Raw genomic sequence first — 15,185 nt, forward strand, 5'->3', positions numbered from 1 at the left:
GAGAAGACCATGTCGATGAACGTGCTTATTCGCGGCCGCCTGCCGGCCATAGCCACTGCCTGCCTTCTCAGCGCGGCCTTGCCCACTACCGTCGGCATGGCCAAAGACAAAGTAAAATCAGGCGGGGACAGTCCTGCTGCGCTGGAAATGGACTATTCAGTTTCCATTCCGACCGTTGACGCCAACGGGTCAAATCTCGACAACGCCGTCATTACCGAAATCCTGCGCGGGAACATCGCCGAAAACGCCGATGCGCTCGCCAATCTCGATGCCACCAGCATCGCCGTGCCGGAGATCACGCTCAGCGTCTCCTCGCAGTCGAATGACCAGACACATGATGCGACCGTGACTCTCACCGATCTGCTCCTGGAAAATGTGGTGGACGGAAAGGCGGCTGGCATCAGTCTCGCGGGGGTCACCGTGGTCGCTGACGATGCAAACTTCGCCTTTGGCGCCATGTCCGCGGCCAATCTCGATATTGCCGGTATTCTGGGCATCTACGGTCTGGTCGACATTGCTGATCGGACCGGGCTCGAGACCATTTACACCGACCTCGTGTCAGAGGGCGGCACGCTTGAATCCGAAGATGTTTCATGTAGCTTCGGTGGCGTCACAGGGGCCGAGTTCAAGGCACGGCCGCTCAACACTCCACTTGTCGAAATGATGGCCGTTGGCCAGGCCATGGAAGATCAGGGCGACGATGTGGATCCAGCAACCATGGGCCGGTTCCTCAAGATCTACGCGGACATCCTGACAGCCTTCGAAACCTCTGAGGTGAGCTTTGAAGGCTTCGACTGCAGCGGGGTAGACGAGGATGGCCGCCCCATGACCTTCTCTGTCGCCGGCATGACAATGGGCGGCATGTCGCCAGGCATCTACCCCTCCCTTGCCATGGACGGCCTTGATATCGTGGTGGAAGGCGACGGCTCCTTTTCCCTCGACAATCTGACTATCAAGCCGATGGACCTGACCTCGACCATTGCCGCACTGGAAGGGGCACCAGCCGAGGTGGATGAAGCCTGGCTGGAAGAGAATGCGCGGGCATTAATTCCGGCAATGGAAGGGCTTTCGCTTTCCGGACTCGATATCGATATTCCGGAGCCTGACACCGAAGGTGCCCGCATTCAGGCCAAGCTTGGCGCGTTCGACGTGTCTCTTGCCCGTTACGTCAACGGCATCCCGACCGATCTTGATGTCTCGGCGACCAATCTCCAGGCGGCCATCCCGGAGGGGACCGGCGAGGATGGACTGGAGCAAATGCTTGCGCTCGGGATCACCGATGTCGATGTCGGCTTCCGCGTCGCCGCCGCCTGGGATGCTGATAGCCAAACCGTCGCGATCGAGGAAATGTCTCTCACTGGCGCCGATCTCGCCACCGTACTGATCGCCGGGACCCTCGCCAACGCGACCGAAGATCTCTTTGCCCTCGACATGAGTGCCGCAATGGCGGCCAGCATGGCCGTTGCCGTCAAGAATCTTGATCTGACGGTAACCGATGCCGGTCTTTCCGACGTGATTCTGGCCGTGGTCGCCGCCGAGCAAGGGGCTGACCCTGCCACCCTTCGCCCGGTCTTCGCCGGATTGGCCCAGGGCAGTGTCATTGGCATGATGGCAGGGGCCGCTGACGCGGCAAAGCTGGGCGAAGCGATCAACAGCTTTGTAGCCGGCAACGCCAAGACACTGATGATCGGCCTTGAGGCCAAATCTGCCCCAGGACTTGGCATGATGGATTTCATGCAGGCCGAAGAGGATCCGACATCGCTGATCGGCAAGGTCAATATCAGCGCTGAAGCGAAATAGCCGTCCAAGCGTCGAAAATCATTCCTGGCCGTCACCAGTAAAACGCCGGCCAGGAATGAACCGGACGGGTCAGCGGCTGCATGCGCCCCGTGGCACCGCGCAGGCTTGACCGCAAGAAACGCGGCCGCGCCCCGCCCTACTTCTTTTCCTGATAGTCGCGAAACCAGGCCACGAACTTCTCGATCCCGACCTCGAGTGGCGTCGCAGGCAATTTGCCCACCAGAGCCTGCAACAGCGCCGTATCGGCCTCCGTCGCAACGACATCTCCTGGTTGCATCGGCAGCATGTTGAGCCGTGCCGTGGTGCCCATCGCACGCTCCAGCGCGCCAATGAAGTCCATCAATTGCACGGGGCGTCCTCCACCGACATTGAGCAGGCGGAACGGAGCGACTGCCGAAAGACTGTCACCCTCGACCGGTTGGCCCACAACGGGGGCCCGCGACATGATGGCCACAAGCGACGCCACCAGATCCTCGACGTAAGTGAAGTCGCGCCGCATCTTGCCCTGACCGTAAACGTCGATCGGCTTGCCGGCGGAAATCGCCGTGGCGAACTTCAGAAGAGCCATATCAGGGCGGCCGTAGGGGCCATAAACCGTGAAGAAACGCACGCAGGTCGACGGGATCGACCAGAGATGCGCGTAGGAATGGACCAGCGCCTCGCCCGATTTTTTCGTGGCGGCATAAAGTGAGAGGGGGAAGTCAGCCCTGTCTGTCTCACCATAGGGCATCTCTTCATTGCCGCCATAAACCGAGCTGGTCGAAGCAAAAATCAGATGCTTGGGCGCATGTCTGCGCAGCGCTTCTAGCAGGTTTGCCGTACCGACAACGTTCGACTGGACATAGCTCTGCGGGTTTTCAATGCTGTAACGCACGCCTGGCTGGGCACCGAGGTGATAGACGATTTCGGCTCCCGCCGCCCCGACGAAGTCCTCAAGTGCATTCGCATCGGTCAAGTCGATCTTGCCAAAGCTGAACCTCGGCTGCTCCATCAGGATATCGAGCCGGGTCTGCTTGAGAGCCGGATCATAATAGCTCGTCAGGGCATCGAGACCGACAACTTCATGCCCAAGGGCAATCAGTTTCTGGCCCAAATGGAAGCCAATGAAACCGGCCGCACCGGTAACCAGAATTTTCACGCGACGGGACCTTCGGTGCTATTCTGCTGCATTCGAGACACGCTCACCGATGTCCTCGTCAAACCTGCCGATGCTGACATAGGAAAAGCCATGGCGAGCCATCTCGTGCGGGCGATAGACATTGCGCAGATCAACGAAGACTGGAGTCTTCATCAATGATTTCAGCCGCTCAAGATCGAGCGACCGGAACTCGTTCCATTCGGTCACCAGAACCAACGCGTCAGCGCCTTGGGCGACGTCATAGGCACTGTCGGCAAAATCAACATCTTCTACCAGCAGCCTCGCTGCCTTCATGCCCTGCGGGTCGAAGGCAACGATCTTGGCGCCACGATCCTGCAGGCCACGGATGATGTCGAGCGAAGGCGCTTCGCGCATGTCGTCTGTATTGGGTTTGAAGGTCAGTCCCAGGACGCCAATGGTCTTGCCGCGCACTTCTCCGCCACAGGCTGCGATAACCTTGCGTGACATCGCGCGCTTGCGCTGATCGTTGATCGAGACCGTGGTCTCCACCAGCCGCATCGGGCTACCGAAATCCTGGCCGATCTTGACCAGAGCCGTGGTGTCCTTAGGGAAACACGAACCGCCATAGCCGGGACCGGCATGGAGGAACTCGGCGCCAATGCGATTGTCCAGGCCGATGCCGCGCGCCACTTCCTGCACATTGGCCCCAGCGGCCTCACAGAGATCGGCCACCTCGTTGATGAAGGTAATCTTCATGGCAAGGAAGGCGTTGGCGGCGTATTTGATGAGTTCAGACGTACGGCGATCGGTGAACAGCAGCGGCGCCTGGTTGAGATAGAGCGGACGATAGACTTCCGCCATCACCTCTCGCGCCCGCTCGTCGTCAATGCCAACAACGATACGGTCGGGCCGCTTGAAATCCTCGATAGCGGCCCCTTCACGGAGGAATTCGGGATTAGAGACGACCGCAACATCCGCCTCCGGATTGACCGTCCCGATGATATGCGCAACCTCGTCACCTGTGCCGACCGGAACCGTGGACTTTGTCACCACCACGGTAAAGCCGGTCACGGCCTCTGCCACTTCGCGCGCAACAGCGTAGACATAGCTCAGATCTGCATGGCCATCGCCGCGCCGGCTAGGCGTGCCCACGGCTATGAAGACCACCTCAGCCTGTCCAACCGCACTCGGCAGATCGGTCGTGAAGGTCAGGCGTCCGGCCGCGACATTGGCGTTGACCAGTTCGGACAGGCCCGGCTCGTAGATCGGCACGACACCGCGCTCAAGCTCCAGGATCTTACTCTGGTCCTTGTCGATGCAGGTCACTTCATGCCCGAAATCGGCAAGGCACACCCCCGTAACCAGGCCGACATAACCAGATCCAACTATTGCGATCTTCACCGGGCCACTCTCCCTGCAGCAGTTCTCACCCGAAAAAAACCGGGACCTGAACGAGCGCCGACTGATGTTTCATGAAAGCACTATACTCAAAACAAATCCATGAAAGTTAAGGCAAATCTGCACGTCGACTACAGTAAACGCGGCTACTCGCCGTCGCTCGGCCGCGAGCGCATGCGTTTGACGGCGCTGCGATTGGTCTTCTTGTCCAGCCGGCGCTTTTTGGACGCCAATGTTGGGCGCGTGGCAATACGTGGCTTAGGGACATGAACCCCTGCTCGTATGAGCGCCACCAACTTCTCGAGCGCGTCGGCTCTATTGAGGGGCTGGTCGCGGTGACTATTGGCCGTGATGACGATGACACCGTCCTTGGTGAGACGGCTCCCGGCCAGGTTGGCCACCCGCCGCTTTACCGGCTCAGGCAGGCTGGTATTGGCCGCAAGATCGAAACGCAACTGCACGGCACTTGCAACCTTGTTGACGTTCTGGCCGCCTGGTCCCGAGGCGCGCACAAAGCTTTCCTCGATCTCGGTTGGATCGATGCTGAGAGAACGGGTGATTTGAATTGGCTCAGCCATGCCTCACCCATTCCCTGGTGTCTTCAGCGCTTCGAGCGGCCCGCGAACCACACTTCCTCGTCATGGGTCACGCGGCCCTTTTCAGTAGTGCGGAACTTGCCCGGCTCCACCTCTTCGACCCATTTCTTTCTGAGCATACCGGCGAAGACCTTTTCGCCGATATCCTTGAAGTCATCCGGGCCAAGCACATTGGCCTCGCCCAGATGATACAGGGCCTTCATCTCGCGGTTGGACGGACGCTGCGGCATTAGAGGGCCTTTTCGGCTGCGTCCTTGAGATCAGGCGGGGTCGCTTCGGCCATAAGGGCCACCAGCGCATCCATGAACGGCTCGACCTTCTGGCCTTCCGTGCCCAGACGGCGCACCGAAACGGTACCCTCCTCGGCCTCTCGCCGTCCTACAACGAACATCAGCGGCACTTTCTGTACCGAGTGCTCACGCACCTTGTAGTTGATCTTTTCGTTGCGAGTATCGATCTCGGCCCGGATACCGGCGTCGCGCAGCTGGCGCACCAGCTTTTGAGCGTATTCATCCGCTTCCGAGACGATTGTGGCCACCACCACCTGGGTCGGCGCCAACCACATCGGCATCTTGCCGGCATAGTTTTCGATCAGAATACCGATGAACCGCTCCAGCGACCCGAGGATCGCCCGGTGCAGCATGACCGCATATTGGCGCGAACCATCCTCGGCCACATAGGTCGCATCCAGTCGCTCAGGCAGCACATAGTCGAGCTGTAGCGTACCCACCTGCCAGGACCGGCCGATGGCGTCCTTGAGATGGAACTCCAGCTTGGGCGCGTAGAAGGCCCCTTCGCCCTCGGCGATCTCAAAGTCATAGCCGGTAGCGCGCAGTGCATCGCCCAACGCCTTTTCCGCTGCGTCCCAACGCTCAATGGTGCCACCGAACTTCTCGGGACGCGTGGCGAGCTTGATCACGACATTGTCGAAGCCCATGTGGCCATAGACCGAATAGAGCAGATGTACGAAGTGCTCGGTCTCGGACTGGATCTGATCCTCGCGACAGAAGATATGCGCATCGTCCTGCGTCATCTGCCGCACGCGCATCAGCCCATGCAGCGCTCCATGCGCCTCATTGCGGTGACAACAGCCAAATTCGGCCATGCGCAAAGGCAGATCGCGGTAGGACTTGATGCCCTGGTTGAAGATCTGCACGTGGGCCGGGCAGTTCATCGGCTTGAGCGCAAGATAATCGACATCGCCCGAGACGACCGGACCTTCTTCCTCTGTATTCGGGATTTCGTCCGGCACCACGAACATGTTTTCGCGGTACTTGCCCCAGTGGCCTGACTGCTCCCAGAACTTGGCATGCATCAGCTGAGGCGTCTTGACCTCCTGATAGCCCGACTTGTCGAGGCGCCGTCGAATATAGGCTTCCATCTGGTTGTAGATGACAAAGCCGCGCGGATGCCAGAACACCGAACCCTGCGCTTCTTCCTGCAGATGGAACAGGTCGAGGTCGCGGCCAATCTTGCGATGGTCGCGCTTTTCGGCCTCCTCCATCATCGTGAGATAGGCTGCAAGCTCGTCCTTGGTCGCAAAGGCCGTGCCATAGATGCGGCTGAGTACTTCGCGATTGCTGTCGCCACGCCAATAAGCACCGGCCACCTTGGTCAGCTTGAAGGCCTGGCCGACATCCTTGACCGTGCGCATATGCGGGCCGCGGCAAAGGTCCTTCCACTGCCCCTGGGCATACATCTTGATCGACTGGTCGGCGGGAATGGCGTCAACCAGTTCCACCTTGAAAGCTTCGCCCCGGGTCTCGAACCAGTCCTTGGCCTGATCGCGGCTCCACACTTCCTTGGTGAAAGCAGCACCACGCTCGATGATCTCGCCCATCTTCTTTTCGATGATACGAAGTTCGTCTTCCGTGAACGGCCCGGCGGGACGATAGAAGTCGTAGTAGAAGCCGCTCTCGATCACGGGGCCGATTGTCACCTGGGTATCGGGCCACAGCTCCTGCACGGCCTCGGCCAGAACGTGCGCCGCATCGTGCCGGATCAGCTCCAGCACATCCTGTGAGCCGCTGTCGCGCGTGACGAACTCGATACTGCCGTCGGCCTCCAGCGCGTCGGAAAGGTCCGAGAGCACGCCGTTCCAGCGCATCGCGACCGTCTTCTTGGCCAGCGACTTGGAGATTCCTTCTACGATCTCGGTGCCGGTAGTGCCGCGCGAATAGTCGCGAGCAGCACCATCGGGGAAAGTCACCTTGATCGACATTTTAGATCTCCATGAAATTGGGTTGTCACGCATTCCACGATGCGCGCGGTCGCTGCCTTAGCATGAAAAGAGCCATATGCCAGCCTCAAGCTGGCGTTCAAACCGGCAAACCCTCGAACTGCGGCAGGCTATCAGTGATCTCATGCCAGGGCGCCTTGGAGCCGACAAACATGTGAAACGATGGCCGAACCTTGGGATCATCGACCAGGGTACCCATGGCGACATGCGTGTTTCCATTCTGCGCGATCACCGAATAGAGAAAAGAACCACATTGGCTGCAATGGACATCGTGGGTCGCAGCAAGATCGCCGTAGATCAGCACATTCGTCTCGCCACGCGTCAGCCGCAGCCTGCCCGTCTTGATGGATGCCATTGGCTTGAATGCCGATCCCGTCGCGCGCCGGCACCGCGAACAATGGCAATAGAAGGCTGCTTGAAACGCGTCCTCGACTTCGTAAGACACGGTCCCGCATAGGCAACTACCCTTGAGCATGGTCATGCTTGTCTCCTCGCCAGCGCCCATACCGCCATGGCAGATACCACCGCCCCTCTGCCGGCAGCGCCTCGGGCACCGGATCATAGCCATGCGTCCCGCCGGGGCGGCATCGCGAGAACCGTGCCAAGCCCATCCAGCCGCCGGGCCAGAAACCGAATTTCCAGATGGCATTGCTTGTGTATTCCGAGCATGTCGGCAGGTGCCGGCATGTGCGTCCCACAAATGCCGAGAGCGTATAGCGGTATAGCGCAATCAGGAAGACCGCCGCGACCTTGAACGGCAGGTCGATGACTCGCCACATCAAGGCGATGAATCGATCCATCAGCCCGTCACCGCAACCGACTGGTTCGACTCTAACTTTTCAAGCGCCGCCGCGACCGCATCAAACACCAGAAGGGTCGACATATGACGGGCCGGATAGCCGCGGACCGGCTCGAGATATTTGAGATCTTCCCATTTCCCCGCGGGCGGCGCTCCATCGGCCTTGAGCATGTCGTGCATGGTCTGTCGCAACGCAAGAAAGTCAGTGACCGGCGTCCCGACGATTTCCCGCGCCACTACAGCCGCTGACGTCTGGCCCAGCGCGCAGGCTGAAATCTCGTGGCCATAGCCGACAATCACCCCGTCGCGCACAATCAGGTCAACCTCGACTACCGAGCCACACACGCGGCTGACCTTGCGCGCAGACGCGTCCGCAGCGGTCAACCGTCCCGGTTGGGGGGCATTGCCCGCAAGATCAAGAATCTTTTCGGAATAGAGATCGCTTAGCTCCATGATCGCGACAATTCTGTTCCTTGTTCCGGTGACGTTCCGCTTCTATATAGGGGTTCTCCCTCCGACTGTCAGGGGTTTGTGCTCCTGTCGAAAACTGACGCGTCGTTCGTCGCGTAGTGAGCAACGGTCGCAACGCAAGGAGCCGGACCCCATGGACGCTCAGGTCAAGCCGCTCAAGCCTGTCCCCTCTGACATACCCGTGACGCGTCCCAGTCGTGAGGAGGCGGAAGCAGCCGTCCGTACACTCATTGCCTGGGCCGGTGACAATCCCAACCGCGAAGGCCTGCTCGAGACGCCCGCCCGCGTGGCCAAGGCCTATGGCGAACTTTTTGCTGGGTACGATCAGGACGCTGGCGAGGTCTTGTCCAAGACCTTCAAGGAGGTCGGCGGCTATGACGATCTGGTGCTGGTCAAGGGTATCCCCTTCTATGCCCATTGCGAACACCACATGGTGCCATTTTACGGGCAGGCCCACATTGCCTATCTCCCCCATGATGGGGTCGTCGGCCTTTCAAAGCTGGCTCGGCTGGTCGAAGTTTTCGCCCGTCGCCTGCAGACCCAGGAAACGATGACGGCGCAGATCATCGATGCCATCAACGAAAATCTGGGGCCGCGCGGCGCCGCAGTCCTGCTCGAAGCCGAGCACATGTGCATGACCATGCGCGGCGTGAAGGCCCATGACGTAAAGACAGTCACGCATCGCTTCACCGGGGTTTTCGCCGAAGACCGCCAGGAGCAGGATCGCTTCTTTGCCATGGTCGGCCATCGCTGAGGCGGGCGTAGAAGGACAAGCGCGATCAAATGCGCTCGTCAACATTGTGGCATAGACTGTCTGTCTCAAACGGGTCTGTGCCATGTCAGTTGTTTCCAAAATGCTCTGGGTTCTGGAAAGCCGTTCGCGTGAACCGCTGAGCCTTGATGACTTGGCTTCTGTCACCGGCAAGTCGAGAAGCTATCTCTCGCGCGTCTTCCCCCTGGTCACCGGACACTCGGTAACCGCCTATCTCAGGGCGAGGCGGCTGAGTGATGCCGCTCGTCAACTGGCTGGAGGCGCACCCGACATCCTGTCGGTGGCGCTCGATGCCGGCTATGGCTCGCATGAGGCATTCACCCGCGCTTTTCGTGATCAGTTCGGCATCACGCCGCAACATGTCCGCCAGCAGCGCAATCTCGATGGGATCACCCTAGTGGAGCCTCTTAGAATGGATATAGCAGCCCCCGTCATCATTGAACCGCCCCGGTTCGAAAATCGCCCCGAGATGGTCTTTGCCGGCATTGCCGAACGCCATCCCATGAACAACCCGGCAGGTCTGCCCGCCCAGTGGCAACGCTTTCAGCCCCATATCGGCAGTATCGATGGCGCCATTGCCGGGGTGGCATATGGCCTTGTCGGCGAAATCGCCGACAACCACTTTGAATATGTTGTCGCTGTGGAGATGCGTCATGGCGCAGAAATATCGTCCGAGCTCGAGCGTCTGGTGGTTCCGGCATTAAAATGGGCGCGGTTTACCCATGGCGGCGACCTATCCACCATTCGGCAGAGCATCGGCGCCGCCGAACAGTGGCTAAGTGACAACGGACACGAACCGAGCGAAGCCAGCTATAGCTTCTTGGAGTATTATGGGCCGGCCTTTGACGCTCGTAGCGGTAGCGGTGACATAGAGATCTGGTTTGGCTTGAAGTCCTGAACTCTTCCATTCCGCCATGATGCGCGCTAGAGCCTCGGCATCCGCACGAGCAATGGCGCGCATCATGACCATTTCATTCGCTGACCCTAAAAGCTTCGATCATACCGAACTGGAAGAAGGCACGACCTTCGCCCCACGCTTTGATGCCAACGGCCTGCTGACCGTGGTCACCACCGAGGATGGCACCAACGACATTCTCATGGTCGCGCATATGAATGCGGAAACCCTGTCGCTGACCCTGGAAACCGGCATCGCCCATTATTGGTCCCGCTCGCGCAAGGCGGTCTGGAAGAAGGGCGAAACCTCGGGCGAATTGCAGGAAGTGGTCGAGTTGCGCACCGATTGCGACCAGGATTGCCTGGTGATGGTGGTGCGCCAGACCGGGCGCGGCGCCGCCTGTCACACCGGCCGCAAATCCTGTTTCTACCGACGGGTGTTGAACGAACAGGGCCAGGCCCGGCTTGAAGACACCGGCCTGCCCCGCCTGTTTGACCCCAAGGATGTTTATGGCGGTTAGGATTTCCGCTCGAACAGCGGAACCAGCAGGAAACCAGCGGCAAACCCGCCAAGATGGGCCTGCCAGGCAATGGATAGCGCGCTGCCCGTCAGCAACGGCACCAGTGGCACCGCCGCATTCAATGCCAGCCAGATCAACGTGAAAAAACGCGAGCGCGGATTGACGAACACCTCCCGCAGGCTCGCCAGCCGCCGCCCCAGCACTACCGGCTCGCCAGTTTCCGCGTCGCGCGCCATCAGCACGGGTTGGAACATGAAGCGAATGGCCGCGCCAGTCAGGCCCGCAACGCCACCGGATGCCCCGATCAGGTAGACCTGGCTATACAATGTGGTTGCCGCAAACAGAGCCGCGCCAGCAAAGGCCGAAATCAGGAACAGGAACAGCATCGGCCCGGCCCCATACCGACGCACTACGGGGGTCGCGAAGATCGCCAACCAGGCAACATTGATCAATAAATGCTCCCAACCGGCATGCAGGAGCGCATGTGTGAAGGGCGTCCAGATCAAGGGAATGGCGATACTCGGATCAACCCCCGCAACCACGATTCGATAAGGCTGGAATGCGAACCAAAACAGCAGATCCACCTGGCCATCAGGGTTAAGAACCAGGGTTGATGCCAGATGAATGGCGATCAATACACCCGCCAGGGCCGTTATCGATAGCGGCAACAGAAACACCGGCTCACGCCCCTCAGGCTCCTGGGATACCGGCGCGCTCTCTTGTTCATTCATCGGCAAGTCCCCAAGGTACCGGTAGGCTGCCGCACTGCTCGCGCTTTTCCACACTTGGCCACAGACGTTAACCTTAACTAATCTTTAAGCGCGCCACGAGCGCTGCATTTTGCGATTGTTCCTGAAGCGCGGCCCACTCCTTGCGGAGAGGGTCTCAACGCCTCAAATTGCGGGTCCGAACGATGCAGATGCCGAGCACCAAGACACTTTATACATATTGGAACACGATTCGGGGTTCCCGCAGCGCGCCGGACCGTCGCGACATCGATCCGACACGTATTCGTGAGGCGCTGGCCAACACCTTCATTCTCGAGCTCGACAGCGCCGACAAATTCTCCTTCCGCCTGGCCGGTTCGCATTTGTGCACCAGCTACTGCCGTGAATTGAAGGGCCGCTCCTTCTCCGCGCTCTGGCACGACCGCGACAGCGATGCCATGGACACCCTGATCCGCGCCGTCACAGAAGACCACGCCGTGGCCTTGGTGACATTCCAGGGCACCACCGCCCTGCACACCAAGGTGAGCTTTGAGACCATTCTCATGCCCCTGCGCCACAATGGTTCGACCCACACCCGCATCCTGGGCGCCATGTCGGCTGTCGAAGAGCCCTATTGGCTCGGCGTGCAGCCAGTCCTCGAACAGCGGATCACCGGCCTCCGGCTGATCTGGCCGGACGAAGTCCCAGCCGAGGAATCCGTAAGCGAAGTCCTGGCTAGTGTGGTCAACGACTCCGAGTATGGTTCATCGGTGCAGCCCTCTGCCATGCCAACCACGGTTTATGGCCGGACCGCCCGCCGTTACGCTCATCTTGCCGTTATCGACGGTGGCCGGAACTGATTGGTCGCCTTTAAGCGACCTATTCGGCCCAATTCTCATTAAGCGTTAACCAAGCACAGCTAAGTTTGCTGTGGTTTTCCCCAGTGCGCGGAACAGGTTGACGCATGCTCAGTGACGACATTTCTGCTCCACGGCCCATTGCCAGCCTGCACGCAGGTGCGGGAGACCGCCGTTTTCAGCGCGTCAACGTTTCGATTTTGGGCCGCTATATGTTGGCGGACCGTCGTGAATTTCCGTGCCAGGTTTTGTCCATGTCCCCCGGCGACGCCGTGGTGATTGCTCCGGTTCCCGGCATCGTCGGCGAACGGATTATCGCTTATCTCGACCATTTGGGCCGGGTCGAAGGAACGATCCTGTCTCAGGTCGATGGCGGCTTTATCATGGATATTGCGGCATCGTCCCGCAAGCGCGACAAGATGGCAGCACAGCTCACCTGGCTGGCCAACAAGGATATTCTCAATCTTCCCGAGGATCGCCGCCACGAGCGCGTTGTCCCCGATATCCGCCACTCAACCGTCGTGCTGGATGATGGTCGGCGCTACAACTGCAAGATCATCGACATCTCGCTTTCGGGCGCTGCCGTCGAGCTCGATGTGCGCCCGGCCATGGGCACTCCTATCACGTTGGGCCGCATGCGCGCCCGCGTCGTCCGCCATTTCCAAAATGGCGTCGCCGTGGAATTCGCGGCCGCTCAGGAAATGCTCACCGTGGTGCAGCAGAACCTGCGCATGAACTGAGCCCGACCGGGCTGGCAACTACGCGACCCGTTCCGCTCGACCCAGGTGGCATGCACCAGCGCACCAGTGCGTTCACCACCGCATCATGGTCAACAAATCCCTATAAGTATCGATAAAACACGCATAAAAACTGCGTGGCACTTTTCGGATCGGGGCAATCGGCCGTCCCTAGTGTGGTCTCCATCAGGGAGACGACACCATGACATTGATCAAGAAGGGACTGCTAGCAGGGCTACTTACCGCTCTCTTCGCAATCGCCCAGGCTGCTCCGAGCGCCGCACTCGACCTTACCAACGTGGCCTATGTCCAGACCAATTCTGGCACAACCTCGATCCCAGTCGGACACCTGGAGTTCTGCAACTCCAACCCGGCTGAATGCCGCGGCTATGACCGCGTTGAGCCCGCGACTGTGCTGGACGATCGCAATTGGCAGCAGCTCGTTTCCGTCAACGCCTACTACAACCAGAACGTCATTCCGGTCACCGACCAGGATCTCTACAAGGTCGCCGAGTTCTGGACCTACCCGAACGGCTATGGCGACTGCGAGGATTTCGCGCTCGCCAAGCGCCGCGACCTGATCAACTCAGGCTGGCACCCCTCGACGCTGATGATCGCCGTCGTCAAGGAAGCCAATGGCAATGGCCACGCCGTGCTGATCGCTCGAACAGATCGCGGGGACCTCGTCCTCGACAACCAGGCCGGCACCATTCGTCTCTGGAGCGAAACCCCCTACAAGTTCATCAAGCGCCAGTCGCAGGCCCATGCCGGCCAATGGGTCGACATGATCGACAACCGGGTGCTGGTCGTCGCTGCCGCCAACTGACAAGTTTCCGGACCCCGCCCCAAGCCTATCCCTGATAGGGGTCTGAAGAGCCAGGCCGGTCATGCGCAAGCGTGGCCGGCCTCGCTGTATCTAGCGCAAACCGGAAATTACGGGCGGAAAGCCACGTAGATGCTCATGAAGAAGAGCCCGGTGATAAAGGCCCAACCAAAAGCCACCAGGGCCGAGATCAGGACAGACGGCATCGAGATCGTGCCGTCCTCCTCATGGCTCCAGCCTACCTGCAACAGGATATAGGGACCGCACACAAAGCTCATCGCCAGATTGCCCAGCGAGGCCAGGTAAGACCGGCCGTCCCACCGCAGCATGGCCTGCTGGCGCGTGATCCATTGGTACAGGTGCGTCCCGGCCCCCGCCATGCAAAGGCCCACACCTATGATGAATGCCGCAAGCAAAAGTTCTCTGGTCATGCCCATCCCCTGCCATCTGCCTACGCAGCGCGAATATTTACCCTTTGTTAAGCATATTGCGCCCCCTAATGGATGTCACCCCGAAGCGAGAATTCTGGTTAATTTCCACCATGGCGGCCTCAGGCACTGACGAGAACGCTGCGGCAGGTAGCAAGGGCCAGCTCGCCTACAACCTTGCCGGAATTGCTCTGATTGTCCTGCTAGTGGCGGTGGGCGTGGCCTATCTGATTGACCAGACGGCTCGAAACGCGCAGCGCCCCCTACCGAGCCTGCTCGATGCAGACCCGATCACGCAGACCGTCGCCGGGCGGGAACTGCACATTCCCACGGCCTGGTTCCGCTTTGGCGAGTCCATCACGCCCGGCTTTGTCAGCCAGGTCGATCTGGTCTTCGCGCTTCCGCTGATCGCCGGCCAGCAGCCTACACTGGTCGAGGTGACGCTGATCTCACGCGGCGGCGCGCGCGCCAGCAGTGCACTGCTAGATGCGGTTTATCTGCACCAATTTGCCGAGAACTCTGTGGGCGGCATTCCCGGACTGGTGGGCAAGCCGCTGCTCGCGATCGATGGATATGCCGACGAAACGGTCTGGTACGACCCACTCTCGCCTGCGCCTTTCGTCGCCAAATGCGCCGCAGCGCCCGATCCGAGCCGTTCGGATCGTTGTCTGAGGACGATCCATCTGCCCAACGGGCTGGCCGCCATCCTCAGTTTCGACGCCGAGGCGCTTGTCGCCTGGCGTCAGTTCGACGCCGAGCTCGCCCAGTGGCTGGGCAAGATCGGCGCGTTGGATACCTAGTCGATATCGTCCAGGTCGATGTCCAGGATCGACATGGAGAACATATAGGACTTGTCGCCATCTTCATCGTCGAGGTGGATCAACCCGATCGACTCCTCGCCGATGAACACTTCAACGGAATCGTTCAGCTTTGGCCGCGGGCGGACATCAATGTTGCGGTTGTTGAAGGTGCGTTGCAGAAATTTCTGCAGCTTGATGATCTCGGGGTGGTTCACGGAAACATGTCCTGCTGGTTGCGTTGAGG

At 59.8% G+C, this 15,185-nt stretch carries 19 protein-coding genes; 8 read left to right on the forward strand and 11 right to left on the reverse strand.

Annotated features, from left to right (window positions below; all coding sequences use genetic code 11):
• Nucleotides 1-9 precede the first annotated feature (9 nt).
• Complete coding sequence (locus GGR20_RS04980) at nt 10-1,800, forward strand: aq_1923 C-terminal domain (RefSeq protein ID WP_183310149.1); 1,791 nt, start codon at nt 10-12, stop codon at nt 1,798-1,800.
• Nucleotides 1,801-1,936: 136 nt separating this feature from the next.
• On the opposite strand, the gene GGR20_RS04985 is transcribed toward GGR20_RS04980, so the two are convergent.
• The 8 genes from GGR20_RS04985 to GGR20_RS05020 all read right to left on the reverse strand — a co-directional run bounded on the left by GGR20_RS04985 (nt 1,937) and on the right by GGR20_RS05020 (nt 8,384).
• Entirely contained in the window at nt 1,937-2,938 is a 1,002-nt protein-coding gene (locus GGR20_RS04985) for an NAD-dependent epimerase/dehydratase family protein (RefSeq protein WP_183310150.1), read from the reverse strand.
• An 18-nt stretch (nt 2,939-2,956) separates the two neighbouring features.
• A complete protein-coding gene (locus tag GGR20_RS04990; RefSeq protein WP_183310151.1) occupies nt 2,957-4,300 on the reverse strand; it encodes a nucleotide sugar dehydrogenase in 1,344 nt (447 codons plus the stop codon).
• A 143-nt stretch (nt 4,301-4,443) separates the two neighbouring features.
• Complete coding sequence (gene arfB / locus GGR20_RS04995; protein WP_183310152.1) at nt 4,444-4,875, reverse strand: alternative ribosome rescue aminoacyl-tRNA hydrolase ArfB; 432 nt, start codon at nt 4,873-4,875, stop codon at nt 4,444-4,446.
• A gap of 23 nt (nt 4,876-4,898) precedes the next feature.
• Nucleotides 4,899-5,123, reverse strand: coding sequence for a hypothetical protein (locus GGR20_RS05000; protein ID WP_183310153.1), 225 nt, complete (start codon nt 5,121-5,123; stop codon nt 4,899-4,901).
• Nucleotides 5,123-7,114, reverse strand: a complete 1,992-nt coding sequence (gene thrS / locus GGR20_RS05005; protein WP_183310154.1) for a threonine--tRNA ligase — start codon at nt 7,112-7,114, stop codon at nt 5,123-5,125. The genes GGR20_RS05000 and thrS overlap by 1 nt, the downstream gene beginning before the upstream one ends.
• Nucleotides 7,115-7,211: 97 nt before the next feature.
• Nucleotides 7,212-7,700: a GFA family protein gene (locus GGR20_RS05010; protein WP_338084716.1), complete on the reverse strand. Its 489-nt coding sequence runs from the start codon at nt 7,698-7,700 to the stop codon at nt 7,212-7,214.
• Nucleotides 7,594-7,932, reverse strand: a complete 339-nt coding sequence (gene yidD, locus GGR20_RS05015; protein ID WP_183310156.1) for a membrane protein insertion efficiency factor YidD — start codon at nt 7,930-7,932, stop codon at nt 7,594-7,596. Before yidD ends, GGR20_RS05010 begins: the two co-directional genes overlap by 107 nt.
• Nucleotides 7,932-8,384, reverse strand: a complete 453-nt coding sequence (locus GGR20_RS05020) for an iron-sulfur cluster assembly scaffold protein (protein WP_183310157.1) — start codon at nt 8,382-8,384, stop codon at nt 7,932-7,934. The genes yidD and GGR20_RS05020 overlap by 1 nt, the downstream gene beginning before the upstream one ends.
• A gap of 151 nt (nt 8,385-8,535) precedes the next feature.
• On the opposite strand from GGR20_RS05020, the gene folE reads away from it, so the two are divergent.
• From folE to hisI, 3 genes are all read left to right on the forward strand, one after another.
• Nucleotides 8,536-9,156, forward strand: coding sequence for a GTP cyclohydrolase I FolE (gene folE, locus GGR20_RS05025; protein WP_183310158.1), 621 nt, complete (start codon nt 8,536-8,538; stop codon nt 9,154-9,156).
• 82 nt (nt 9,157-9,238) lie between these two features.
• Nucleotides 9,239-10,072, forward strand: coding sequence for a helix-turn-helix domain-containing protein (locus tag GGR20_RS05030; RefSeq protein WP_183310159.1), 834 nt, complete (start codon nt 9,239-9,241; stop codon nt 10,070-10,072).
• A gap of 64 nt (nt 10,073-10,136) precedes the next feature.
• Nucleotides 10,137-10,589: a phosphoribosyl-AMP cyclohydrolase gene (gene hisI / locus GGR20_RS05035; RefSeq protein ID WP_183310160.1), complete on the forward strand. Its 453-nt coding sequence runs from the start codon at nt 10,137-10,139 to the stop codon at nt 10,587-10,589.
• Here the strand turns inward: hisI and GGR20_RS05040 are convergent.
• Nucleotides 10,586-11,320 carry a rhomboid family intramembrane serine protease gene (locus GGR20_RS05040; RefSeq protein ID WP_183310161.1) on the reverse strand — a complete coding sequence of 245 codons (735 nt, stop codon included), beginning with the start codon at nt 11,318-11,320 and terminating at the stop codon, nt 10,586-10,588. The genes hisI and GGR20_RS05040 overlap by 4 nt on opposite strands.
• A gap of 188 nt (nt 11,321-11,508) precedes the next feature.
• On the opposite strand from GGR20_RS05040, the gene GGR20_RS05045 reads away from it, so the two are divergent.
• The 3 genes from GGR20_RS05045 to GGR20_RS05055 all read left to right on the forward strand — a co-directional run bounded on the left by GGR20_RS05045 (nt 11,509) and on the right by GGR20_RS05055 (nt 13,716).
• On the forward strand, nt 11,509-12,156 hold the full coding sequence (locus tag GGR20_RS05045; protein WP_183310162.1) for a PAS domain-containing protein: 648 nt from the start codon (nt 11,509-11,511) through the stop codon (nt 12,154-12,156).
• Nucleotides 12,157-12,260: 104 nt separating this feature from the next.
• Nucleotides 12,261-12,893, forward strand: coding sequence for a PilZ domain-containing protein (locus tag GGR20_RS05050; RefSeq protein ID WP_183310163.1), 633 nt, complete (start codon nt 12,261-12,263; stop codon nt 12,891-12,893).
• Nucleotides 12,894-13,092: 199 nt separating this feature from the next.
• On the forward strand, nt 13,093-13,716 hold the full coding sequence (locus GGR20_RS05055) for a transglutaminase-like cysteine peptidase (protein WP_183310164.1): 624 nt from the start codon (nt 13,093-13,095) through the stop codon (nt 13,714-13,716).
• Between the two features lie 107 nt (nt 13,717-13,823).
• On the opposite strand, the gene GGR20_RS05060 is transcribed toward GGR20_RS05055, so the two are convergent.
• Entirely contained in the window at nt 13,824-14,144 is a 321-nt protein-coding gene (locus GGR20_RS05060; RefSeq protein ID WP_183310165.1) for a DUF6949 family protein, read from the reverse strand.
• Nucleotides 14,145-14,212: 68 nt separating this feature from the next.
• Between GGR20_RS05060 and GGR20_RS05065 the strand changes: the two genes are divergently transcribed.
• Nucleotides 14,213-14,941, forward strand: coding sequence for a hypothetical protein (locus GGR20_RS05065; RefSeq protein WP_183310166.1), 729 nt, complete (start codon nt 14,213-14,215; stop codon nt 14,939-14,941).
• On the opposite strand, the gene GGR20_RS05070 is transcribed toward GGR20_RS05065, so the two are convergent.
• The gene (locus GGR20_RS05070; protein ID WP_104894041.1) at nt 14,938-15,156 is read right to left on the reverse strand and encodes a DUF3126 family protein; all 219 of its coding nucleotides are present in this window, start codon (nt 15,154-15,156) and stop codon (nt 14,938-14,940) included. The genes GGR20_RS05065 and GGR20_RS05070 overlap by 4 nt on opposite strands.
• Nucleotides 15,157-15,185 lie beyond the last annotated feature (29 nt).

Source organism: Devosia subaequoris (genome assembly GCF_014197055.1).
Classification (GTDB): domain Bacteria; phylum Pseudomonadota; class Alphaproteobacteria; order Rhizobiales; family Devosiaceae; genus Devosia; species Devosia subaequoris.